Here is a 24,159-nt window from a genome sequence, read left to right as displayed (position 1 = left end):
TTATAATCATCGAAGAATTCAAAAGGGTTTGGGTTTTAAGACACCAAATCAAATGGCCGAAGACTTTTATAAGTTGGCTGCCTAGAATCTCCCAAGGGAAAGTCTCCTGATAATTCAGCGTATATCAAATTGTTAAAATTAGTAGATATATGAGAGGAAATTATGAAAAAATTTTTATACTTCAATTGCTTATCTTTTATTTTTACTTATTTATCTTTGTTTTATCAGAAATATACATTAGTGGATCGTATAGTTGTAGACAAGCTTGGAAAAGTTAAAGTCATTGGAGGAGGATTTCCCTTACAGTTTTTAGTAGATGGTGAAGTATCTCCAGGTGGGAGTATAGCGCTAGATCCTTTAAATATTATTATAGGAATAGATCAATTTATCTTCTTATATTTTATTTTTGATTATTTGTTCTGGATAAGTGTTTTATTTGCTTTTTACATAATTTTGAAAAGGTACAAACTAAAACAGATTTTCTAAAATTAACATAATACACGTTATACGAATTCCCAAGGCATGGCTTTTAGTTATGCTTTTTTTATCAAAAGAGTATACCCGAATGATAAGGAAACAGTTAGTTACAACGAAATATCATTAGAGTTGTTATGTTGATTAAATGATAGCTGTATCATTGTAGTATATTCAATTATCTCAAATGATAAACCATGACGACTAGAATCTACTTAAGAGCTTCAACCAAAGATCAAGATGCACAGAGAGCACTAAACCAATTAGATGACTTCAACCAAAGGCTCAAGTTAGGTGAATCGGTTACCTATATTGAGAATTTCTCAGGGACGAAGTTGGATCGTCCTGAACTAAACAGGTTGCTCACAGAAGCAAACCAAGGCGACACGTTATTGGTAGAAAGCGTTGATCGTCTGTCCCGTCTAAGCCAAGCAGACTTCCAAGAGCTTAAGCGTAGAATCCAAGAGAAGGGGCTTCGCTTAGTTGTTGCTGACCTTCCGACTACTCATCAACTAATCCAAACCAATGACAGTATTACAAGTTCGATCCTAGATCTCATCAACAATATGCTGATTGATCTACTTGCTACTATGGCTCGTTTGGATAACGAGAAACGTATAGAAAGGATCAAGCAAGGCTTAGAGCGTTCAGGGTACAAACCATCAGGTAAGAAACCAAATGAAGCCAAGCACAAAAGAATCAAGGAGTTGCTTGCTACAAATAACATGACTAAGCAGGAAATTGCGAAAGCTGTTGGTTGTGGGGTAGCTACTGTCTATCGAGTAATGAACCAAGGAGAAGATGCAGAGCTGAATCAGCTTGTCGAATCTCGTGCACAACAAGGCAGGATTCGAGTAGCCATTGAAGACCTTTAGTTGAAATGTTAGCCACTTTTTTGGTCCTAACTGGCATGACTTGCGATACATGAAGTGGCATTATTATCATAACCTATAGGTTGTCAACGGCAGTGTAAAAATGACCTCCCTTGGTGACATATTCAGCTCCTACAAAATTCAATAGTAGCTGAAGATCGACTTCATGCGACAAAACCGAAATATTGCCTCAAATAATTAAGGTTCGGTTACTAGGTCTGTAAAACAAACCCATTGCAGAAGAGTATTTAACTATCACTGATTTTTGTTACTTAATACAGATTTTAACAGTGGTTACTTTTTTGGTTACTACAATGTGGAATATCAAAATAATATATATATAAAACATATATATAAATATTTATATGATGCGTAATATACGCATCACATAAGAATGCTTATTTTTGATATAATTTAGATAATGGGGATCATTATGCTGGTTTATAAAAATTTATGAGTCTTACGGAAACACAAGTACGAAAGTCATATCCAAAAGAAAAAATTTACTTTTTAGCTGATGATGATGGTTTAAGCTTAAAAGTCGATCCTAATGGAAAAAAGTCTTGGAGTTATCGATATTCAGTTGCAGAAACGGGTAAAAGACCACGAGTCACTCTAGGTACATATCCTGAGATGAATCTCAAAGAGGCTAGAGTGGCCAGAGACTCCTATAAGGCAACTAAATTTTCTACACAAAATTTAGTTCAGGAGAAAATTCAAACTTTTAAAGTTGTTTGTGAAGAATGGTTAGAGTTTAAAACAAATAATTCATTTAAAGATCAACCACGTGGTGGTGTAATCCAATTAGCGAATGCATGTTTAATAAATGACATTTATCCCGTTATTGGTGATATAGATTTTAGCAAAATTAAAAGAACTGATTTAGTTAAGGTAATTAAGCAGATTGAAAATAGGGGAGTTAAGGAACCTGTAAAAAAAGCGTATAGCTATTTAAATCAAATCTATGATTTTGCAGTTGCAATGGGATACTGTGATTATAATCAAGCTTATGGTCTCAATAAAATATCATTGAAAGGGAAATTAAAGAAAAATTATCCCTATTTAAAAGATGAAGAAATTTCTAATTTTATTCTTAGAATAACTCAACTAAATACAGATCCGATTATAAAAAAAGCAATCCTATTTAAATTATATACTGGAGTCAGGGGGGCAGAGTTATTGTCTGCAGAACCTCATCATTTTGATTTTGACAACAAAATTTGGAAAATACCTGCTTTACATATCAAGCAATATCGTCGAAAAGTGATAGCAGGTTATGATATTCCAGATTTTTTAGTCCCGTTATCATCGCAAGCGGTGAGCATTGTTAGATCTGCACTAGAGTGGTCACAAGGCGATCGTTATGTTTTTGCCAGCCCAAAAATTAAAGATAAGCCATTGCATTTTAACACAATAAATTCAGCCATTCGTAAGATGGGATACAAAACAAATGAGCTATCCTCACACGGTTTAAGATCAACATTCAGTACTATTTTAAATGATTCTGGCTTATTTCAAGATAGTTGGATTGAGGCTCAGCTTTCACATGTAGATAAGAATAAAACACGTGCTAGTTATAACCATGCAGATTATATTCAACAAAGAGCTGATATGATGCAGTGGTGGGGTGACTATTTAGAAAATAAATCAAAATCTAGTTTATAGGTAATTTAAATTAAACTATTTTGATTTAATAATAAATTTTAAACCAAATGCATTTAACAACTTATTTATAGAATCTAATGTTGGATTACTATCAGGTTGCTCCATTTTCTGTAAAGTCTGTGGTGCTATTTTAGTAATTTTACTCATTTCATTTAATGTTAAATGTAGTTCTTTTCTAATGTATGATGCAATCTGGTAAATTTGCCACTCAGGATTGTTATTTATATTTTCTAAGACTTGTAAGCGTTTATTCATTTGCTCGATTGCCGTCATAGGCTTATAACGTTTATCCATTAGAAAGCTCCTGAATCTGTTGGCATATATTCAATATACGATGATGACTATTTTGTAGAATCTCATCATCTATATTTATTTTTTTCATTTCATCGAGCAAATTTTCATACAGTGGCAATTGTTGAATCATTGTATGTTTAATTTCAGTTGAATCTATTCCTGTACATTCTTCTATTTGCGTTATGACAGATCCCCATATAGGCATTCCTCCATGGTCATCTTTTTCCCAACGTGTAGTACGTGCAATTCCGTCAGGATGAAGCCACATTGGTGCAAAATCGAAGAGGGGGGTTAATTGAATTGTGCCGTCATTTAAACGTTGAATTGCGGTATTACGGGTATGATTATCCTTATTTCCTAATGCAACATTAGCGATATCTCGTTTCAAATATTCAAAAATTTCAGCTTTTGGTGATGAGCAACATTCCATGATCAATGTACAGATTTGATTATGTGTCATTTTAACGCCGAAGCCAGCTTTACCACTTAAAGAGGCTAGGCTTTCTTGTGCAACTCTTTCGACTTTACCATTGATAATTTGGCGATCAAAACGTGGAATAAATAGCGTTCTCTGGTGAAGTTCCAAGTCCTTGAACACTCTTAGACCTAAATACCGAGCTATTTTCATGTAAATTGCTTCATGTAACAGTATTTTTTCCAGTTTTTGGTCATTTCCACGACTAAATTTAACCAGCCAATGCTTTGCTGCTAGTTCATCTGGAAGACTGTGATCTAAATAAAACAGACCATCATATCCTTGTGTTAGTAATAGTTTAGGCCATTCACCTTGAACACCTGAAGAACCAGCAACAAATAAGCCATATGATGCAAGTGACTCAATGAAATCTTCTTTCCTTTCAATTATTTCGCTTAGGCTAAATCCACGAGGTTTCACTGTCGGAAAATGATCTTGAAGCCAGTCATAAGCTTCTTTAATTCGTAGATTACCAATAGGATTACCTGCCCCAGATTTCAGTAGGGGCCAATCAGCTTGTTCTTCTGCATTAATTGAAAAACCCAGCTGATTTAAAAGCTCCTTTCGCCCATAACCTTGAGGTAGCAAGTCCATGAGAAATGCTGGCCATTGGTTTTCTAAGTTGTTTTGTACATTGACTGGAAATTGGAATGATAGAGCATGACCATCCCTTAAATCCATATGTTCAATAGCATATTCAAATAAGTATGACGTTCGTGTAGATGCTCTCCAGCCTTGCTCTTGACTAGCAATTAATTCAACGATAGCGCAATCTTGCCATTCGTTATTTTGAAAAATTTGAAGTGTGCAATATTGATTCATATATGTATTAAAATAAAATATTAGTTTCTATTTTGGCTATATTTATTTATTATAGTAGATATATATTAAATTTCCTACTCTGATTTAGAATCATTTAATTTGCACTATAAGCAATCATTTTAAACGTCATAACTTGTCGTATTGCTAAATTACTAACTTCTTTATGCAATTTTTTTGATTAAATATTCAAAAGGAGAAAATAAATGGAATAACTTAATCCATCTGATCTAAAAGCGATTCTACATTCAAAAAGAGCAATTCTGTATTATTTAGAACATACCCGTGTCATGCAGGAAGATGGGCGTGTCTTATATCTGACTGAAGCTAAGAAAAGTTAGACAAATTGTTGTACAACAAGATAAATTTGTTGATGACGCACTGGACATAGCATTTAAAGAAATATATTAAACATATTAAACCTAACTTAATCTAATTGGACTTTGTTGCACAAACCTACCTCTAAGGGCTTATTCAGTAATATAATACTCATAAGCTCACACCAAAAATCTATCGTACAACCAATTGTCCACCTACAATAAAGCCTTGATCAATCGAGGAAATATATCAATTTGGTTTGATTCAGCGACCCAATGGTTGCTCCGTCCATTGATAAACACGGGTGAAATCAAACCTATTCTGATACAGCAATCCAATGCTGCTTAATGATTAAATTCCTATTTCGTCTGTCTTTACGCATGGTCACTGGCTCTGTTCAAAGCCTGATTAAACTATGCGGTCTAGATTGGACTGCACCAGATTACACTACACTTTGTAGAAACCTGAGTTCGATGAAATCCACTTAGCCTTTTAACATATTTTGGAAAGTTGGCTTATCTATATATTCATGGCATCGGGGTAGATGCGCGATCTTAAAATTGCAGAACAACATTTGCAAAAAGCGGCTTTACAAGGACATCTTGAGGTGTTAGCGCAATTGGAAAATATTCACACTTTTTTAAATGTAACTTAATAGTATTGGGTTTGAGTTGAGTTTAATTAAACGAAAGAGACGTATCGAGGTGGATGCGTCTCTTTTTTCATCAATAAGGGACTTTTCGCTTACATAAAGCCAAACAAAGTTAGGCGCCGAAGCCTTGGAATATATGAATTTTCTTGATTAAATACCGCCGTATTTTATAAAAAATCGATTTTTGATAATAAACATGCTGAACAATATTTATTCTGCACTTGAGAAATTGGGCATTAGTCCACAAAAACGTGCTTTGCACATTCAATTTTCAAATTCGACATTAAATCAGGCGGTATTTTTACAACGCATTGATGGGGAACATGCCTTAAGTGAAGGTTTGAATGTTCAGCTCATCTGTCTCTCAACTTCTGCCACCTTAGAACTCAAACAATTTATTGGTACACAAGCCGCAATCGATCAGGTAACCGATGCGGGTCAACTTTTTCGTATTACCGGGATCATTACAGAAGCATTTCAAGGCCAAAGTGATGGTGCATTAACGCTATATAAGTTGACCTTAGAAGATGCAACGGCATTGTGGCATAAGCGTCGTAATAGCCGCGTGTTTATGAATAAATCGGTCAAAGATGTGGTCGAGATTATTTTTAAGGAATGGCAAAAAAAGAGCCCACTTTTTGCAGCGAGCTTAAGTTTGGACTTAAGTGGCTTAAAAAAAGAGTATGACGTTCGACCATTCATGATGCAAAGTAATGAAACCGACTATGATTTTATTACCCGCTTATTACGCAGTGAAGGCATTCATTGGTTGGTTGATGAAGCTCAATCTTTTGTAACATCGTCTGCGGCACCCATCGCAGCCCAAAAGCTACGTTTGATTGATGATAATAGTCAATATCAAGCTTTGGAGCGACGTAATATCCGTTTTCATCGCAGTAGTGCGACTGAAAAAAATGACAGTATGACCAGTTTTATCGGTCAGCGCAGTCTGCAACCGACGTCGGTGCATGTGCAGCGGTGGCAGGCGGATGTGCTTGAACAGGACGAGGGTGGTGGTGCAGTACAAAGCAAGCACCTACATAGTCAAAATCAAGATAATGCGAGCTTAAGCTTAGAGCAGGCATGGCATGTGAGCCCTGCATGGATGCAAGATCTGAATGGTGAAGATGCTGCAACAGCTTCTAATAGTGCTCAAGTTGAACGTCTCAATCAAAATTTTAGTGATTATTATGCAGCTCAAGCCAAACAATTTATTGCTAAAAGTACCGTGCGTGATACACAAGTTGGTTATTGGTTCAAATTGGATGAGCATCCAGAGATTGACCAACATCGAGGTGTAGATCAAGAATTTTTGATTTTATCCAAGTCTTTTTATAACCAAAATAATTTACCCAAAGACTTAACCGATCAAGTTACACAACTGATCCATCAAAGTCAGTGGCAAGTCAAACAAAGCGATGCGGATGAACGCCAAGCCAATACCTTGGCTTTGCAACGTCGAAATATAACGACCGTCCCTGAATTTAATCCACTTACACATCGACCAGTAACACATCCGCAGCGTGCCAAAGTTGTGGGTCCTGCTGGTGAAGAAATCCATGTTGATGAATGGGGACGGATAAAAGTCCGTTTCCTATTTACCCGTTCCGATGATCATGGCCATGATGGCGGTGCAGGTGCGAACAATAATGACACAGACTCGGCTTGGGTTGATGTGCTGACGCCTTGGGCCGGTGAAGGTTATGGTGCGCGCTTCTTACCTCGAATTGGTGAAATAGTTGTCGTTGATTTCTTTGATGGCAATATTGACCGACCTTTTGTCGTGGGGCGTATTCATGAAGCGCAGCGTAGTCCCACTAAATTTGACAATAAAGGACAATTACCAGATACCAAAAAACTCGCGGGAATTCGTTCCAAAGAAGTGGCGGGAGAGGGATTTGGTCAATTACGTTTTGATGATACCACGGGGCAAATTAGTACCCAGCTGCAAAGTAGTCATGGTGCGAGCCAACTGAACCTCGGTAAGCTCAGTCATCCAAAAGATAAAGCAGAAAGTGAAGATCGGGGTGAAGGTTTTGAGCTGCGGACAGATCAATGGGGGGCAGTACGAGCTGGACAAGGTTTATTGGTGTCGACTTATAAACAGGAAAAGGCCAATGGTGAACATTTAGATGCAGAGATTGCAAGAAAACAACTGGAGACGAGTCATAGTAATAGTAAGTCTTTAAGTGATATTGCAAAGCAACAAAAAACAGATGAAATTGAATCTGTTGAACAGCTAAAAGCTTTTGCCAGTGAAATAGAAAAAGATATCGCTAAATTTAAAAAAGCCATTCTTTTACTTAACTCAGTGGATGGTATTGCACTGAGTACACCAGAGGATATTCATTTATCAGCAACAGGCATGATCAACCAAATTGCCGGTGATAGCATTAACCTGAGTACGCAAAAAAATATTGTGGGACAAGCTTTAGGTAAGGTTAGCTTATTTGCAGCTCAAGGTGGTATTAAAGCAATAGCAGCGCAAAGTAAAGTCGAAATTCAGGCACAATCTGATGCTTTGGATATTTTGGCAAAAAAAGGAATTACGATTTCTTCTACTGAAGACAAAATAGAGATTAGCAGTCCTAAAGAGATTGTGATCACAGGAGCTTCTTCCCAAATTACTTTAAATGGCTCGGGAATTTTTGCTAAGACAGGCGGTAAATTTGAAGTAAATGCAGGGCAGCATCTATTTAAACCAGCATCGAGTGCTAGTAAGTCTGCACAACTTCCTGCTTCTAATCCGATGAAAGGGGCCTTAGAACTGCTTAAGAGCTATGGTGGTCAAGATTTCTTTAGCGGAACTGGATTTAAAGTGATTGATGCTTTAGGTAAACAAGTTTCAGGGAAACTCGATGGCAATGGCTTTGCTCAAGTAACGGGTATTGCACCAGGACCGGCTAAAGTTGAGTTTGACAAAGATCCTCGAAGTGCTTGGGATTCAGCGAGTCATTTTAAGCGTGACTATCAATGGGCAGAAAACGTTGTACCGGGAGCTTCAGACTTGATTCAGAATGCACTCGGGTCGTTGGGGCAAAATTTAACTTCACAGTTAAAAGATAATCTCTTTAATTTAAATGCAGATTCTTTAAAAAATATAGGAAAAAATGCATTAAAAGATGTTGGTGGACAAGCGTTAAATCAATTTAAAGACCAAGTCACCAACTCTGCACTATCTGCAATTTCATCGAAACTCAACTTGGGGCTTTCTGCTTCACAAATGGCAAGTTTGGGTCAGGGGGCACAAGGCTTATCCAGTGTATTAGGTGGAAGTGGAATGAGTAACGGCATCGTTTCTGGGTCAACTGCTGCCGCAGTTCAGAACTCACAAGCAACCATTGATAAGGATATAGTGGGCCGTAAAATTTCTTATTCCACACGCGCATTGACTTATACGGAAACCATTCGAGAAGGCTCTGCAACGCCTACGAATGTGACAGCTGCACCAGTCGCAGTGCCTAAAGTGCCTGAAATAAAAGTAGCGGAAGCTGCACCAGAAAAAGCGATACCTGTCCTTGCTAGTGATGATGATTGGGTGGACCGGAAACAATATTCAAGTCCTTACCTCACTTACAGTGAAACCACACGACCGAAAAAGAACAATGGTTAGTACTTCATAAGAGCGACAGCAAAACACAATTTTAAATATTTAGAATTTGAGTAATAGGTTTTTACATGACAACTGAGCAAAATGTTCAACAAGAACAACAGACAACAACTAAGCCAGCAGTTGAACTGGCGATTTTTAACTTAGAGAGTGTGACGCATACAGAAGATCATAAGTTTATTGCACATCAAATTGAAAAGTATTTAAAGCAATGTGGTAATACCAACTTAGGGCAGTTGAAAAGTCTTGCTAATGTACCAACGGTTGCCAATATTTTTGCACTTTCAGGTTCAGTCTTAGATTTACTATTGTTTTGTACTGAGCAAAAACAAGGTGAGTCAGGAGTACAGCAAGGCGCTTTACTTTGTATGAACTTGATTGGTTTATACTTAGAACCCAAAGCCGAAGCTCATGTACGAATGGCTTTACGTCCTTTATTGGGACTCATGGCTGAATGCTTATATCCGCAAAATGGTAAGATCAAAGAAGCTGATATCCGTCGCATGTCTTTGCATTTAAATGCGCAAATGGCAGGGGATATAGAAAAATTCCTGACTGAAACACAAGCTAAATTACCTACCTTGCTTTCAGGTGCAAGCACATTGGGTATATCCATACTCTCAGCCTTTGCAACTGAAACGAAATCAGGACTGGTATCACCAACCATTAATTTTGGCGCAACTGCCGAAAAACGAGATCCAACGGAACAATTTAGTAACTGGACGAAACCGCTGATTGATCTGACACAAACCAGTGTGCTTGCTAGTTTGATACCGAAACTTAAAAAGCCAACAGGGGTCACATCTTTACAGTTGGAAGCACAACAAGCACAATCGCTTTTACCGAATCTAATTCAGCAACAAGCAAATACAGGTACAAAATATAGTATTGCTTGGTTGATACAAGAAACCTTAAAAGCCATCAAAAAACAAGGCAATAAAGCCAGTGCCAGCGTGCCGATTAATCAAACTGGTGAGCATGAGCAGCATACAACAGGTGATACTTTAGAGTTTTTAACTTTACAGGCCGATGCACTGAATAATCCGCCTTGCCAAGGAGCTGACTCACAATCTAAGCACAGTATCAGCTATTCCATTGGCGCAGAACGAGTCAATCATACTGATTTCTACTTACCCAAAGTGGGCTTTAGCTTCAGCCGTCAATATAATTCGCAAATGCATGAGTTTGATGGAAGCATGATGGGAGCGCGTTGGATGATGCCTTTTTCGAATGTCATTAGCCAAAATAAAAATGGCTACTTATTTATAGACAGTAATGGGCGCAAGCATCAGTTGCCTGAGTCAATCCTGTATGAAGCATACACGGTGCCTTATGAGGGCTTTACGGTAGAACCTTTAGAAAATGAAGATTTGCTACTAAACTTTGGTTCAGCGTGGAGTTTCCATTTTCACAGCTTTAATGGCGGAAAACACTATCAGTTGATTCAGCAATTCAATGAAGAAACAGATGAAAAAGTTGCTTTAAGTTATTTACTATTTGAACAGCAGGCTTATCTGCAAAGTATTGATTTTCAATTGAAGAAAGCTAAACACCAGCTCAAGTTTGCCTTTAATGATCAAGTAAAAGTTATCGCTGCTTTTGTGGATGAACAGGCAGAGCCAGTGTCACGTTATGAATATGATACGCAAGGCAATTTAATTAAGGCTGTAGATCAAAATGGCCATGTACGCAGCTATGAATATAATGATGCGCATCAACTGACTCGCTATACCGACCGTACTGGTCGTGGGCAAAATATCCGTTATGAATCAAAAGAGGCGAATGCCAAAGCCATCGCAGAATGGGCAGATGACGGCAGCTTTAAGACCCGTTTGGAGTGGCATCCACGACTGCGCCAAGTTGCTGTATATGATGCTTATGATGTGCCGACCTATTACTATTTTGACTTAGATGGTTTTACCTATCGCACACGCTTAGCCGATGGCCGTGAAAAATGGCTATCGCGTGACAGTCAAAAACGCATTACCCGTCAAATTGATTTTGCAGGCCTAGAAACCGAACAAGTTTATAACGAGCAAGATCAGCTGATTAAAATTGTACAGCCGAATGGCGGCATCATCCGTTTTGCCTATGATGAAGCAGGAAATTTGACGGAAACTAAAGATCCAGAAGGTCATATTTGGAAAAAAGAATACGATGCAGACGGTAATGTAACGAAGGAAATTAATCCTTTAGGTTATAGCACGCAATATAAATACAACAACGATAATCACGTTGTAGAAATCATTGATGCCAAAGGCGGCTCTAAAAAAATTCAATACAATGATTTGGGGCAAATGACCGCATATAGCGATTGTTCAGGTAAAGAAAGCGCATGGGAATATGATGAAGAAGGCGCACTGACGGCCCAGCAGTCTGCTGATGCACAGCAAGTCAAATATATCTACAGCACAGATGGCAAAGACAAAGGCCAGCTTAAAGCAATTGTCTACCCTGATGGTTTAAAAGAACAATTTGAGCATGATGAAGAAGGGCGCTTGCTCAAGCATACGGATACCAAAGGTTTAAGCACGCAGTACCGTTATAATGCTGCGGGTTTGCTCGAACAGCGTATAGATGCGAACCGTCATCAAATTGGCTACCAATGGGATCAGCAAGGCCGTATTCAAAAGCTGATCAATCAAAACCATGCAGAATATTTATTTGAATATAACCGTTATGGTCAATTGGCACGTGAACAGGCCTTCGACGGCGAAGAAAAATATTATAGCTACAATGAAAACGGTCAGCTGTTCCAAATCCGTCAGCCGAATGTGTTTACTCAATTTGCATATTTTGCTGATGGTGCAATCGCTTCAAAAACTTATACCCATGTACAAACTCGTGTAAGTCAAACAGAAGAATTTGAATACAACCTGAATCATCAGTTGAGTAAGGCGACGAATAAAGACAGTCAAATCGATTTTTATCGCAACGCGCTTGGCCAATTGGTTCGTGAGCATCAGCATTATAAAGTGCCGCATTTAACGCCGCTGACGGCTGTGCTGCGTTATGAATATGATGTGCTGGGAAATTTAACTCAAACGATTCGCCCTGATGGACAGGTTCAAAGCAATTTGAGTTATGGTTCAGGTCATATCTATGGAATCGCATTTAATAAACAAGATATGGCGGCGTTTCAACGTGATGACTTGCACCGCGAAACCACTCGTATGCTGGCGAATGGCTTAATTCAGACTAAAAATTATAATGATGTAGGTTTACTCACTTCGCAAATCATTCGACCAGAACAGGAAACCGTCGGTCGCACACAGCATCAAGCAGAACGACATTATCAATATGATCAAAATTATTTGCTCACCCAAGTAGATGACAGCCGATTAGGTAAGCTGACGTATCAGTATGATGCAATTGGCCGTTTAACACAGAGTCAAAGCTTACATCAAACTGAAAGCTTTGCTTTTGACCCAGCAGGGAATTTGATTGACCCAATTGCCACGCATGCATCTCAAGTGAAAAGCAATTTGATATCGCAATATAAAGGCAAAAATTATAAATACGATGCGCAAGGTAATGTGATTGAAACTAACCATGCAGGCAAAACATTAAAACTGACGTGGGATAACCTGAACAGATTGGTTCGTTGTGATCATCAGGGTCAGGTGACAGAATATGGTTATGATGTATTTGGACGACGTTTGTTTAAGAAAAACCAAACTGCACAAACCCTGACTTTATTTGGCTGGGACGGTGACTTGATGATTTGGGAGTCACAGCAATCTAATAATGCTGATGAAAACTATACTAAGCATTATGTCTATGAAGCAAAAAGTTTTGTACCATTACTCCAAACAGGCTATACAGGATTTATCAAACTGATTGAGACCCCAGACTATTCAAAATTCCAACGTGAACCTTACTCAATTTATAAAGACCCTGTATGGAAAACAGAAACGAGAAAGAACAAAGCAGAGCTAGAACGCGTTGCTTTTTATCACTGTGACCAAGTGGGAACACCGCAAACCTTAAGTAATGAACGTGGTGAATGTGTCTGGGAGATCGTGCAGGATACGTGGGGCAATACGCAGCAAATCAGAGCCAGTGACAATTTGTTAGAACAAAGTAATATCCGTTTTCAGGGGCAATACTATGATGTTGAGACAGGCTTGCACTATAACCGTTATCGTTATTACGAGCCGTACAGTGGACGTTATGTGAGTAAAGACCCGATTGGGTTGATGGGGGGCTTAAATAATTCAGCTTATGTCAGTGATCCGAATCAGTGGGTGGATCCTATGGGACTAATTGTACATATTGTTTTTAACAAATCGAATGGAACAATTAAAGGTTCTGATTTAGATTCAAAAGAAACAATAGGTATAAATGGCGTTTTCACAGGTGGATATGCAAGTGTAGATCATATGACTCAACAAGTAACTAATTTATCACTAGATGAGTCGCAAGCTATTCCAAGAGGGAGATATTGGATAATCCCACATGAGGGTGAAGGTAAAGAGCATTGGTACAAGCTTTATGCAGTCGATATGCATACAGATGATTTTACTTATGATTTTAATAACAAGAAAATGAGAGGCTATTTTAGACTTCATCCAGGAACTTATAGTACAGGCTGTGTGACTATTCCCTCTTCAATGGGAGCAAAAAATGGAAATGTGAAGTGGGATAAATTATCTAGTTTTATACAAAAAACGAACAAGCATAAAGCGCTTGTTTTTAAAGGAGGGGATTTAGAAAGCAAAAGGAAATTTGGACACAAGCCAGATTTTGTTGACCTTTATGGAATATTGGATGTTGAGTAATGAAAAAATTTTTTATAACTGTTATTTTTTGCTGCACTATTTTATTTATATATTTAATTGGTAGTGGGTATTTTATCGATAAAGAGTGTGAAATTTCTATTGAAAAGTTCAAAGTTCAAAGTAAAATATTGAATATTAGTGAAAAATCAATAAAAGTGTTTGAAGATACAGGGTATAATTTTGTATGTGAAGATTCTGATGATTTTATGTATAAAATTAATAGACTACCGTATAAAGTAGATGATGAAACATTTACTGAATTAATAGCAGTGGTTGTAATGAATTTTTATTATAATAGACCTGAATTTTCAATTATTCTTGATAATTTAAGTACAGTGCAAAAGTCAGAAGTTGAAAAAAAAATAGAAGAATTTATGAAAAATAGCACTTATATGAAAACCAAAAGTTTGGAAGATCTAGAGAAACTAAGCTACATAAAAGCTATTTTACAAGGTAATTAGTAAGTAATGACTTTGTTGCACAAAGATTTAAAAAGTAAAACTCCCTTAAGCAACTCAAATTTAAGTGACAACTCGGGTATGTGATCTGCCTAAGTCTGTAAATTTATTTAAAATGGCTATACGGGCATGTACTTCATTGACTTGGCTTTGAAAGTTCTTAGCACTGAGTTTATCGCCTAATAATTTAATGCAGTACATCTTAGTTTCAACCAAACTTCGCCGATGATAGCCTGACCATTTTTTCCAAAGCGATCTACCTAGCTGTTTGACTGTTTTTAATAACTCGTTCCGCGCTACTGACTTCGCTTGCTGATCTTTCCACGGCTTTGCATTCTTCCTAGGTGGAATGATCGCATGTGCATCTCGATCTAAAATGACTTGTCTGCATTGAAAGCAGCCCTGCAGGCAAAACATTAAAACTGACATGAGATAACCTGAACCGTTTGATCCAAAGTGAGCTTAATGGTCAGGCGACTGAATATGGTTATGATGTATTTGGAAGGCGTTTATACAAGAAAAATCAAAATGCGCAAACCCTGACCTTATTCGGCTGGGACGGTGACCTGATGATTTGGGAGTTACAGCAATCTAATGACGTTGAAGAAAACTACACCAAGCATTATGTCTATGAACCGCAGAGTTTTGTACCGCTGCTGCAAACGGGCTATACAGGTTTTATCAAGCTTTTAGAAACTCCATATTATGCTCAATTTCAGCATGAAGATTATTCGGTTTATAAAGACCCGATATGGAAAACTGAAACACGAAAAAATAAAGCTGAATTGGAGCGGGTACTTTTTTATCACTGTGACCAAGTTGGAACACCGCAGACTTTAACAAATGAGTTAGGTGAATGTATATGGGAAATTAAGCAGGATGTATGGGGTGAAGCTTTAGAGATTAAGACTAGTGACAATTTATTAGAGCAAACAAGTATTCGTTTTCAAGGGCAATATTACGATAGTGAAACTGGATTACATTATAACCGTTACCGTTATTATGAGCCGTTTAGTGCAAGGTATGTGAGTAAAGATCCGATTGGATTATTTGGTGGATTAAATAATTCTGCTTATGTCAGTGATCCGAATCTGTGGGTCGATCAATTGGGATTAACTCCCTTAAATGCTGCTGGTGCTGCATATGGCTGCATAGCTGGTGCTGTTGGTGGTTATACAACAGGAGAGTGGAAAGGTGCTGCAATTGGGTGTGTTGCAGGAGGTGCAGTGGGGGCTGTAAATCCTTGGGCATCACATGCTGTAGGTGCAGCAGGAGGTGCAGGAGTTTCTTCAGTGCTGGGTCAAGGTGTGGGATTATTTGCTGCGAAGAAGGAAGTTGCGAATATGTGTAATTATGATGCTGGTGCTGTAGTAGGAGCTATGGTTGGTGGTGGCATTGGAGGATCTGTGAATAAGGCAGTAATTCAAAGGGCTCCATATATGAGAGTAGATTTGATGAATAAACCATTGGGTACTTCTGGAATTAATCGAACTCCAGGCGAACTAGCAGGTGCATTACTAGAGGGTAAAATAACAGGTGCTGGTGAATTAATGGGTACTGGGAAAATAACCTTGCCATCTTGTGCAAAATAATTAGTGAGATAGTTAATGATTTGGTTTAAAACGGCTATGTTTTTCTTGTTATATATGATTTATATGATTTTAATTTTAAATTTTTATGCTAAAGCTTTAATTAAAGTAAGTATACTGGGTCATTTTTTTAAAGTGGTATTTAGTTCTTTATTATATTTACTGTTTGCTATTGCTTTTATTTTTCCTTTTTTTCATATTCATGAGTTTGTAGATGATTTCCATATATATTTTGATCAAAACAATATTTATTTTGCTTTTACTTTGATTTCTTTTGCATTAGTTTGTAGTTTTTCAATAATTTATTTTAATAAAAAATTTGTTCCTAAGTTAAAAGCTTTGGGGTATTTTAAATGATTGATGCGTGCTGAAATAACAGGAGACTTCCACTTAGGAAATTTTAGGCTGCTAGCTCACTGGTTCTGTCGCTAAAAATAACTTGAGTTAGATTCCAAGGTGAATAGAGAATATCTAACAGATCAAACTTTAGATGGAAATTCATTTGGTTTTCCTTGTGGAGTTGCTGTCGGTGCTGATGTGCCTGTTTCGAGTGGTGAAGTTCAAGTAAATACAGGAGCTTATATCCACACCTAGTTTAATGTATTTTGACTTTTCACACAGTAAATTAATAGGAAATACTAAAGATACCGAGCTTTATGCAATTAGATTAATGCGCTCTTTTGGAGGGCTATAATATGAAATTATTCTTAATGATTACAGTAATTTTTTTCTTATGTAGTTGTGAAAAGAATAAAATAGAAAGAGGGCAGATCTTAAGTCAGTTGAAAAATGAAGTGAATAAAAGCAAAGCATTATATTTGAATGAAATGAGCTTAATTTTTTCAGATTATAATTGCTTTGTTGCACAAACATTCAAAAGCTAAACTTTCCCCAAGTTATCTAAATTTAAGTGACAACTTGGGTGTGAGGTCCGCCCAACTCCGTAAATTTATTTAATACTGCCACACGTGCATGCATGTCATTGACTTGGCTTTTGAAATTCCTTGTACTAAGCCAATCACCTGAGAAGCACTGCTTCGTAAGATTTGATGCAATGCATCTTGGTTTCTACCAAACTTCGGCGATGATAGCCTGACCATTTTTTCCATAGTGTCCTGCCTAAACGTTTAACTGTTCGAAGTAATTCATTTCGCTCTAGCGAGCTGGTCTTTGTATCTTTCCAAGGTTTCGCATTTTTTCTTGGTGGAATCACCGCATGCGCTTGTCGGTCTGCGATTACCTGGCGGCATTGCTTGGTGTCATAAGCCCCATCTGTATAGACGGAGTCAATCTGTTCTTCTTGTGGAATCTGATCCCGTAAATCACCAAGCACCTGTGAATCACTCACATTGTTGGTTGTGAGCTAAATAGCGCGTATTTGAAGGGTTTCAGCATCGATACCAATATGTAATTTACGCCATTGGCGACGATATTCAGGCTGATTTTTTTTACGTTTCCATTCGCCTTCACCTAAAAACTTTAAGCCAGTAGAATCAACGAGTAGATGGAGACCATTACTGCTTTTTTGATAGTTAATTGCAATATCAATATGCTTTTGTCTTCTACAAATAGTGGAATAATCTGGGGCTGTCCAATCTAATCTATAAAGATGAATGAGACTTTGAACAAAGCCAGTGACCATACGTAAAGATAGACGGAATAAGGATTTAATCATTAAGCAGCATTGGATAGCTGCGTCGGAGTAGGTTTGATTTCGCCCTTGTTTGCCTTTTGATGGAGCATACCATTGCGTAGCAGGATCAAACCAAATGGCAATATTTCCGCGACTCATGAGTGCTCGGTTATATGCGGGCCAATTGGTTGTGCGATAGATTTTGTGTGTAGGCTTCTTCATTTGAAAATTATATCGCTGAAAAAGCCTTTACAGATAGGTTTGTGCAACAAAGCCTGATGGGGCGTATATTTAATGGTCAAGGCTCAAATTACACAGAAATTACAGATAACTTTATTCAAGGAGCATCTTTATCTGGAAATGCTGGTGCATTAATTAAGTTTGGGGGAAGTACCGTTGTAAATAAAGATATGGTAGCGAATACTATAAATGGAAAACAACCATTTGCATTTGAGTTAGGTATTGGTACACCAGAATGGGATCTAAGTTTCGGAGGAGTAAGTGACAAAAACTTATCTCCTGTAGACTATTTGAAAAAAATAAATAGAAAAGTGGAAGCAAAAGAAATAGAACGTATTCTTAATAAGGCACCTGAAGGGGCTAGTATAGGGAATGTTCTTGATCAATGGCATAAATCTTTTTGAGGTTAAAATGAAATTATTATTAATTTTTATATTATTCTGTAGTGTTCTACAGGTAGGATGCATTACCAATGAAAAAGAATATAATGGTAGGTTTTCTAAAGATTTAAAAGAAAATTTTAATGATGGCTATGTTGTTGAATCATATGGTGGTAATTCATACTATAATATGGTTACCTTAAGTTTGGAAAAGAAAAATTTTTCAAATGAAAGGTTTGATAAAACAATAAAAAAAATTTTAAATAATGGATGGTATTTAAACTACATAATAGATAATAAATATTGGGTTTTTTGTAGGGGTAAAAATGAATCTATAAGAGTTTTATATCCCAACCAACAGGTATTAAAAGATAGGGAGGGTAATTATTTCCGGGATGATTTAGATAATAATAGGGTGTATGTTTGGGTTGCTTTCTATAAAGATGTTGATAGAAATAAGCAATTAACTGGTTGTCCAATTGATTGATTTTAATTTTAGCTAATGGTTTTTTAATAGTAACTTAAAAAATTAAGAAATTTAAGGGAGTTGATTGCATGATTAAGTTTGAGGATATATTTTACACTGGCTTTGTTGCACAAAGATTTGAAATACAAAGCCCCCTAATTGAGCCAAATTTAAGGCGTAACTTGGGTAAGTGGTCGACCTAATTCCGTAAATCTGTTGAGGACTGCTACACGTGCATGAATTTCATTGACTTGGCTATCAAATTTTCTTGCACTGAGTTTATCCCCCCAATAATTTGATGCAATGCATCTTATTTTCGACCAAACTTCGGCAATGATAGCCGGACCATTTTTTCCATAGTGTCCTGCCTGAGAAGCACTGCTTCGCAAGATTAACAGTACGAAGTAATTCATTTCGCGCTAGCGAGCTGATCTTTGTATCTTTCCATGGTTTCGCATTTTTTCTAGGTGGAATCACCGCATGCGCTTGCCGATCTGCAATGACCTGACGGCATTGCTTGGTGTCATAAGCGCCATCAGTATAAACAGAGTCAATCTGCTCATCTAAGGAAATTTGATCGAGTAAATCACCAAGTACCTGTGAATCACTTACATTGTTAGTTGTAAGCTGAACTGCACGTATTTGGAGAGTTTTAGCATCTATACCAATATGTAATTTACGCCATTGACGACAATATTCAGGCTGATGTTTCTTCCTTTTCCATTCACCTTCACCTAAAAACTTTAGACCGGTAGAGTCTACCAGCAAGTTAAGCCCACCACTGCTTTTTTTGATAACTAATCGCAATATCAATATGTTTTTGTCTTCTGCAAAGCGTACTGTAATCTGGTGCGGTCCAATTTAATCCACAAAGTTTAATCAGACTTTGAACAAAACCTGTGACCATACGTAAAGAAAGGCGAAATAAAGATTTAATCATTAGACAGCATTGGATGGCTGTGTCGGAATAAGTTTGATTTCGTCCATGCTTGCCTTTTGGATGCGCATACCATTGAGTCTTAGTGTCAAACCAAATTGAAATATTTCCTCGATTTATTAATGCTCGATTATAAGAAGACCAATTGGTAGTACGATAAATTTTAGGTGCAGGCTTGTTCATTTGGAAATTATATTGTGGAATAAGCCCTTAACGATAGGTTTATGCAACAAAGCCCTCAAAATAGCCTAATTGCTCAAGCGAGTAAAAAAATTAGTCTCTTTGCAGCAAGAGAAGATGCAAGTTTAATCACAGGTGTGGGTAAAATTTTAATTAAATTAATTTCTAATGCTTTAGATATTATTTCGAGAAAAGACTTAACAATTAAATCGACAGAAGGAAAGGTTTACATTACAAGTCCGACAGAAGTCGTGATTACGGGTGGGAGCTCTCAAATCAGTATAAAAGATACAGGAATTTATTCTAAAACTAGTGGTATTAATGAGTCTAAAGCTGGACAGCATGCTTTTAAATCTGGCGAATCGGTGGATAAAAGTATTATAGGAAATCAGCTCTATGATCTAAAAGTTAAGGTATTTGATGAAGTAAAAAATATTGCAGTTAAAAATACTAAATGTCTCTTAACGTTAAGTGATGGCAGTGAGTTAGAGGGGACTACTGACGACAAGGGTTACACAGAGACAGCTTTGTCTTCTAAACAGTTAAAAATAAACTCTATTGAATTTATTGACAATCATAATTAGTTCTGGAAATGAGATGTCTGAACAAAAGAAAAGTATAAATCAAAGTTTGACACCAGTTGGAAATAATAGTGTTGCTAAGGTCTATGTGAATCCACAAGAAAAATGCAATACTGTTGTGAATATGGCACTAGACCATGTTTATGGAAATTGTGGTTATTACTATGTTCCTTATAAAGATGATCCTATAAAAAAAGGCGAAACCGTTAATAAAAATGGAATTAATATCCGATATTTCTTAAATCATGCAGATGTATTAATCGATGTTACAAAAACACAAGAACGTTGGCAACTCGCTTTAGAGGTTGCATTAAAGGTCATCAAAAATAGAGAATCTTTGCTTAAATTAGATGGGTCTGATCCAAACTGGTCACGTTACGCTGACTTTATGAAGCGTCATACAGCCACTTGCGGGCATCTGCCGCCTACTTATTATCGTGCGTATGGATACTATTACTGTTCACGTTTTGGTGCTTATTTACTCCCAAGTATGAAAAGCCCTGAGGGGAAAAGATGGTTAGTCAATGCCAGAAAATATTTACAAAAATATATGGATCTTGGTTTAGATCAAAATAATAAAGGCGATGTGATTAAATTGCCTTGTAAGTTAGCACCGAAAGCCAGTCAGAACATGACTTTTAAAAAGCAAACCGTTGAACTTAGTGATAAAGACTTTAAAACTTTTGCATTTAATTCGCATGTTCCAGCATATATAGATGGTGGCATTCAAGAAATTCCGTTTACTGATTTACTTCGTATTATTGCTGAGCCGAATCTTCAAGAATGGATGGATTTTGAAACATGGGATCAAGCGGTACAGGTAGCAAAAGTGGTTTATCCCTTTATAGGTGGAACGGCTAAATTCTTATTTGATAACACCATAAAACGCATACGATCAATTTTTGTGGATTAAGCCATGATCAAAAATAAGTACTTTATCTTTCTCCTCAGTCTTTTTTTCTTTACAGGATGCAGTCTAATGTGGGCAACTGAATTTGAGTTTGCTAAAAATAATTTTAATGGCGGGATCTTAGCGATTAACGCAAACAAAGACAAAGCATTGTTATTTTATATCAATCAAGAAAAAATTGAGTTTGTTGATATCTTAAATGAGAAAGGTGAATTTATAGATTCAAAGTATAAAGAAGAATGGATGAGAGACAATAGTCAAGTTTTAAACCGTATGACCGTTGAGGTGTTATCAGGGGGAAAAGGAAAGCCAGACAAATTAGTATTTAAAGAACCAGCTCAGACTGGACAATGGTGGCAATCAGCTGATCTTAACACGATTTATATTAATACCTATTTTTTAGATTATGTACTCGTCGATACGATTCCTGAACAAGATCAAATTAGAAAAGCACGACGTTATAAAATATTTAAATCGATAGATGGTGGAGAAACTTTTACTCAACTTAAAAGTTGGCCGCCATTTAGACAAGTTAAACAAGTACTTTTCGATGAAACTGGTGTATATGGATATGCCATAGGTGAGCAAAAGACGTTGTGGCGTACCTCTGATGCAGGAAAAACATGGATACAAATCCATATGCCAAAGCAAATTGTTGACCAATTAAATGCGATGAAATATGAATTTAGAATGGATGAGTTTTTTAACTCCTATCATTTTGATGAGAAAACCAAAGATTTTTATTTTTCTAATTTATTCAATCATCAAGGCCAATATCAAAGTGTGGTTTATAAGTTTCCGTGGAGTGATGATCCCAAAGACAATCGTATAGATCAATATTCACCTATCCTCACTCTACCAAAATCAGATATTGTGGATATTAATAGTGAAGGGGAAAAACTTTACGTTTTAGGGATGGTTTATGATTTTGAGAAAAAAACCTATGGTCATGTAGATACTGAAACTACCTTTTTAGTTGCCGCACCAAATGAACAAAATAAATATCAATGGCTTGAAAAAGTAAAAATTGGAAATGCATTACAGTTGAGTAAATTATATATGGGTCAGAATCGAGTTTTATACAGTTCAGGTTTTAAAAATTCAAATAGCTACCCTTATCAAAGAGATATAGCAGCGGTTAGTTTTGATAAAGGTCGAAGTTGGCAAATTGATGAAGAAGGTAATATGATTCAGGCTTCTACTTTTGATAATAAAACTAATAAAGTTTTTATACTTAAAGGTGGAAAAGTGTCATCGAGAGAGTTAACTAAATTTAGTTCATTATTGCCTTGATATATTTTTAAAAGCTATCTAATTAATATATATTTGGTTATAAAGTTTTTAAGTTAAAAAATTGAAATACTGGGAATTATCAATTTATTGAGGCTTTGTTGCACAAAGATTTCATAACTATATGATTTTAAAGGTTTTGATTATTTTTTGATCCAAAATTAAATTTATTTAAATCAGATGCTTACATATTTATGCAACAAAGCCCAGAAAAATTACAAATATAATTTCTCTGAGGATGAAAAAAATCTTGATCCGGGAAGTATAGATAATAATATTTATAATCAGAAAATTATAGAGGCATATGGGAAGTGTAATGATTTTTAAATTTCTTAAAAACGGTGGTGGTTTTTCAGTTGTAGTCTTATATTTAATATCTACTATGCTTTATGATTGTGTATATTTTAAGGAGTGTAGAGCTAGGAGGTCATTAAATATATATTTGGAGGACTCTTTTAGTTATTATTTATCGATATTTATTCTTTTTATAGGGGTTCTCATTTCCTTTATTATGGTTGTGAATTATATAGTTAAAAGTATGGATGATTAGTTTGGGGAGGCGTTGTTACACAAAGGTGAAATATTAAATAACCTCTAGATTGCGAAGATTTAAACTGACAAGCATGATAAAAAGGATAACGGTCAGATCGGTTTTGAGTTATTACAAATAGTTTATCCAAACTAAAAACTACAATGATATGGGCTCACTCAGCTCATCCGCCCTGAACAGCATACCTTAGATCAAGTTCAGAAAGCCTCAAAATACCGAGCAGAACGTCATTCCCAAGACGAAAAAAATACTTACTCACGTAGGTGGACGACAGCCGTTTAGGCAAGCTGAATTATCAATATGATGCGGTTGGCCGTTTGATACAGAGCAAAAGTATGCATAAAATGGAAAGCTTTACTTTTGACCCTGCAGGGAATTTGATTGACTCCCTTGCTACACAAGCGTCTCAAGCGAAAAGTAATTTAATCGCTCAATATAAGGGTAAAAACTATAAATACGATGCACAAGGCAATGTGATTGAAAGCAGCCATGCAGGCAAATGATTAAAACTGACGTGGGATAATCTGAACCGTTTGATTCGCAGTGATCATAATGGTCAAGTGACCGAATATGGGTATGATGTATTTGGACGGCGTTTATACAAGAAAAATCAAAATGCGCAAACCCTGACCTTATTTGGCTGGGACGGTGACTTGATGATTTGGGAGGGCTTTGTTGCACAAAGATTTGAAATACAAAGCCCCCTAATTGAGCCAAATTTAAGGCGTAACTTGGGTAAGTGGTCGACCTAATTCCGTAAATCTGTTGAGGACTGCTACACGTGTATGAATTTCATTGACTTGGCTATCAAATTTTCTTGCACTGAGTTTATCCCCCAATAATTTGATGCAATGCATTTTAGTTTCGACCAAACTTCGGCAATGATAGCCGGACCATTTTTTCCATAATGTCCTGCCTGAGAAGCACTGCTTCGCAAGATTAACTGTTCGAAGTAATTCATTTCGCGCTAGCGAGCTGATCTTTG

At 36.7% G+C, this 24,159-nt stretch carries 14 protein-coding genes and 8 pseudogenes; 16 read left to right on the top strand and 6 right to left on the bottom strand.

All coding sequences use genetic code 11. The features are described 5' to 3' along the window. Nucleotides 1-162: 162 nt before the first annotated feature. The 3 genes and pseudogenes from FTU83_RS14370 (at nt 163) to FTU83_RS14360 (ending at nt 3,011) form a co-directional block, all read left to right on the top strand. Complete coding sequence (locus FTU83_RS14370; protein WP_004676058.1) at nt 163-486, top strand: hypothetical protein; 324 nt, start codon at nt 163-165, stop codon at nt 484-486. Nucleotides 487-671: 185 nt separating this feature from the next. Further along, nucleotides 672-1,259, top strand: a pseudogene (locus FTU83_RS14365) (recombinase family protein); the annotation flags it as partial. 540 nt (nt 1,260-1,799) lie between these two features. Then, entirely contained in the window at nt 1,800-3,011 is a 1,212-nt protein-coding gene (locus FTU83_RS14360; protein WP_180106987.1) for an integrase arm-type DNA-binding domain-containing protein, read from the top strand. A gap of 15 nt (nt 3,012-3,026) precedes the next feature. Here FTU83_RS14360 and FTU83_RS14355 read toward each other — a convergent pair whose 3' ends face one another. Both FTU83_RS14355 and FTU83_RS14350 read right to left on the bottom strand, forming a co-directional pair. After that, nucleotides 3,027-3,305, bottom strand: coding sequence for a helix-turn-helix domain-containing protein (locus tag FTU83_RS14355; RefSeq protein WP_004871362.1), 279 nt, complete (start codon nt 3,303-3,305; stop codon nt 3,027-3,029). Beyond that, on the bottom strand, nt 3,298-4,602 hold the full coding sequence (locus FTU83_RS14350; protein ID WP_180106989.1) for a type II toxin-antitoxin system HipA family toxin: 1,305 nt from the start codon (nt 4,600-4,602) through the stop codon (nt 3,298-3,300). The genes FTU83_RS14355 and FTU83_RS14350 overlap by 8 nt, the downstream gene beginning before the upstream one ends. 505 nt (nt 4,603-5,107) lie before the next feature. On the opposite strand from FTU83_RS14350, the pseudogene FTU83_RS14340 reads away from it, so the two are divergent. The 4 genes and pseudogenes from FTU83_RS14340 to FTU83_RS14325 all read left to right on the top strand — a co-directional run. Continuing rightward, nucleotides 5,108-5,378 (top strand): annotated as a pseudogene (locus tag FTU83_RS14340) (transposase); the annotation flags it as partial. 387 nt (nt 5,379-5,765) lie between these two features. After that, nucleotides 5,766-9,182, top strand: coding sequence for a type VI secretion system Vgr family protein (locus FTU83_RS14335; RefSeq protein ID WP_180106991.1), 3,417 nt, complete (start codon nt 5,766-5,768; stop codon nt 9,180-9,182). Between the two features lie 65 nt (nt 9,183-9,247). Next, nucleotides 9,248-13,960 (top strand): RHS repeat-associated core domain-containing protein, encoded by a 4,713-nt coding sequence (locus FTU83_RS14330; RefSeq protein ID WP_180106993.1) that lies wholly within the window; start codon nt 9,248-9,250, stop codon nt 13,958-13,960. Then, entirely contained in the window at nt 13,960-14,421 is a 462-nt protein-coding gene (locus tag FTU83_RS14325) for a hypothetical protein (protein WP_180036286.1), read from the top strand. Before FTU83_RS14330 ends, FTU83_RS14325 begins: the two co-directional genes overlap by 1 nt. 60 nt (nt 14,422-14,481) lie before the next feature. Here the strand turns inward: FTU83_RS14325 and FTU83_RS14320 are convergent. Continuing rightward, nucleotides 14,482-14,811, bottom strand: a pseudogene (locus FTU83_RS14320) (transposase); the annotation flags it as partial. Between FTU83_RS14320 and FTU83_RS17500 the strand changes: the two are divergent. From FTU83_RS17500 to FTU83_RS14305, 3 genes and pseudogenes are all read left to right on the top strand, one after another. Beyond that, a pseudogene (locus FTU83_RS17500) lies at nt 14,808-15,533 on the top strand (RHS repeat-associated core domain-containing protein); the annotation flags it as partial. The pseudogenes FTU83_RS14320 and FTU83_RS17500 sit on opposite strands and share 4 nt — an antisense overlap. Before the next feature lie 492 nt (nt 15,534-16,025). Continuing rightward, the gene (locus tag FTU83_RS14310) at nt 16,026-16,364 is read left to right on the top strand and encodes a hypothetical protein (protein WP_180036296.1); all 339 of its coding nucleotides are present in this window, start codon (nt 16,026-16,028) and stop codon (nt 16,362-16,364) included. A 338-nt stretch (nt 16,365-16,702) separates the two neighbouring features. Continuing rightward, nucleotides 16,703-16,891, top strand: coding sequence for a hypothetical protein (locus tag FTU83_RS14305; RefSeq protein WP_180106995.1), 189 nt, complete (start codon nt 16,703-16,705; stop codon nt 16,889-16,891). A 22-nt stretch (nt 16,892-16,913) separates the two neighbouring features. Here FTU83_RS14305 and FTU83_RS14300 read toward each other — a convergent pair. Further along, nucleotides 16,914-17,862, bottom strand: a pseudogene (locus tag FTU83_RS14300) (IS5 family transposase). Between the two features lie 41 nt (nt 17,863-17,903). Here FTU83_RS14300 and FTU83_RS14295 point away from each other — a divergent pair. Both FTU83_RS14295 and FTU83_RS14290 read left to right on the top strand, forming a co-directional pair. Continuing rightward, nucleotides 17,904-18,284, top strand: a complete 381-nt coding sequence (locus FTU83_RS14295) for a hypothetical protein (RefSeq protein ID WP_180106996.1) — start codon at nt 17,904-17,906, stop codon at nt 18,282-18,284. 7 nt (nt 18,285-18,291) lie between these two features. Then, nucleotides 18,292-18,747, top strand: coding sequence for a hypothetical protein (locus tag FTU83_RS14290; RefSeq protein ID WP_180106998.1), 456 nt, complete (start codon nt 18,292-18,294; stop codon nt 18,745-18,747). A 149-nt stretch (nt 18,748-18,896) separates the two neighbouring features. On the opposite strand, the pseudogene FTU83_RS14285 reads toward FTU83_RS14290, so the two are convergent. Then, nucleotides 18,897-19,846 (bottom strand): annotated as a pseudogene (locus FTU83_RS14285) (IS5 family transposase). Nucleotides 19,847-19,887: 41 nt separating this feature from the next. Here FTU83_RS14285 and FTU83_RS14280 point away from each other — a divergent pair. The 4 genes and pseudogenes from FTU83_RS14280 to FTU83_RS14265 form a co-directional block, all read left to right on the top strand. Further along, nucleotides 19,888-20,427: a DUF2345 domain-containing protein gene (locus tag FTU83_RS14280; RefSeq protein WP_180107000.1), complete on the top strand. Its 540-nt coding sequence runs from the start codon at nt 19,888-19,890 to the stop codon at nt 20,425-20,427. A gap of 13 nt (nt 20,428-20,440) precedes the next feature. Continuing rightward, nucleotides 20,441-21,337, top strand: a complete 897-nt coding sequence (locus FTU83_RS14275) for a hypothetical protein (protein WP_180107002.1) — start codon at nt 20,441-20,443, stop codon at nt 21,335-21,337. Nucleotides 21,338-21,403: 66 nt separating this feature from the next. Beyond that, nucleotides 21,404-22,627, top strand: coding sequence for a hypothetical protein (locus FTU83_RS14270; protein ID WP_180107004.1), 1,224 nt, complete (start codon nt 21,404-21,406; stop codon nt 22,625-22,627). Nucleotides 22,628-23,298: 671 nt separating this feature from the next. Next, a pseudogene (locus FTU83_RS14265) lies at nt 23,299-23,848 on the top strand (RHS repeat domain-containing protein); the annotation flags it as partial. Nucleotides 23,849-23,893: 45 nt separating this feature from the next. Here FTU83_RS14265 and FTU83_RS14260 read toward each other — a convergent pair. After that, nucleotides 23,894-24,159 (bottom strand): annotated as a pseudogene (locus FTU83_RS14260) (IS5/IS1182 family transposase); the annotation flags it as partial.

Origin of the sequence: Acinetobacter sp. YH12152, assembly GCF_013418285.1 — a bacterium.
In the GTDB taxonomy this organism is placed as follows: Bacteria; Pseudomonadota; Gammaproteobacteria; order Pseudomonadales; family Moraxellaceae; genus Acinetobacter; species Acinetobacter amyesii.
The sequence above is the reverse complement of the archived record's forward strand: the minus strand, read 5'-3'. Positions and strand labels throughout refer to the sequence as shown.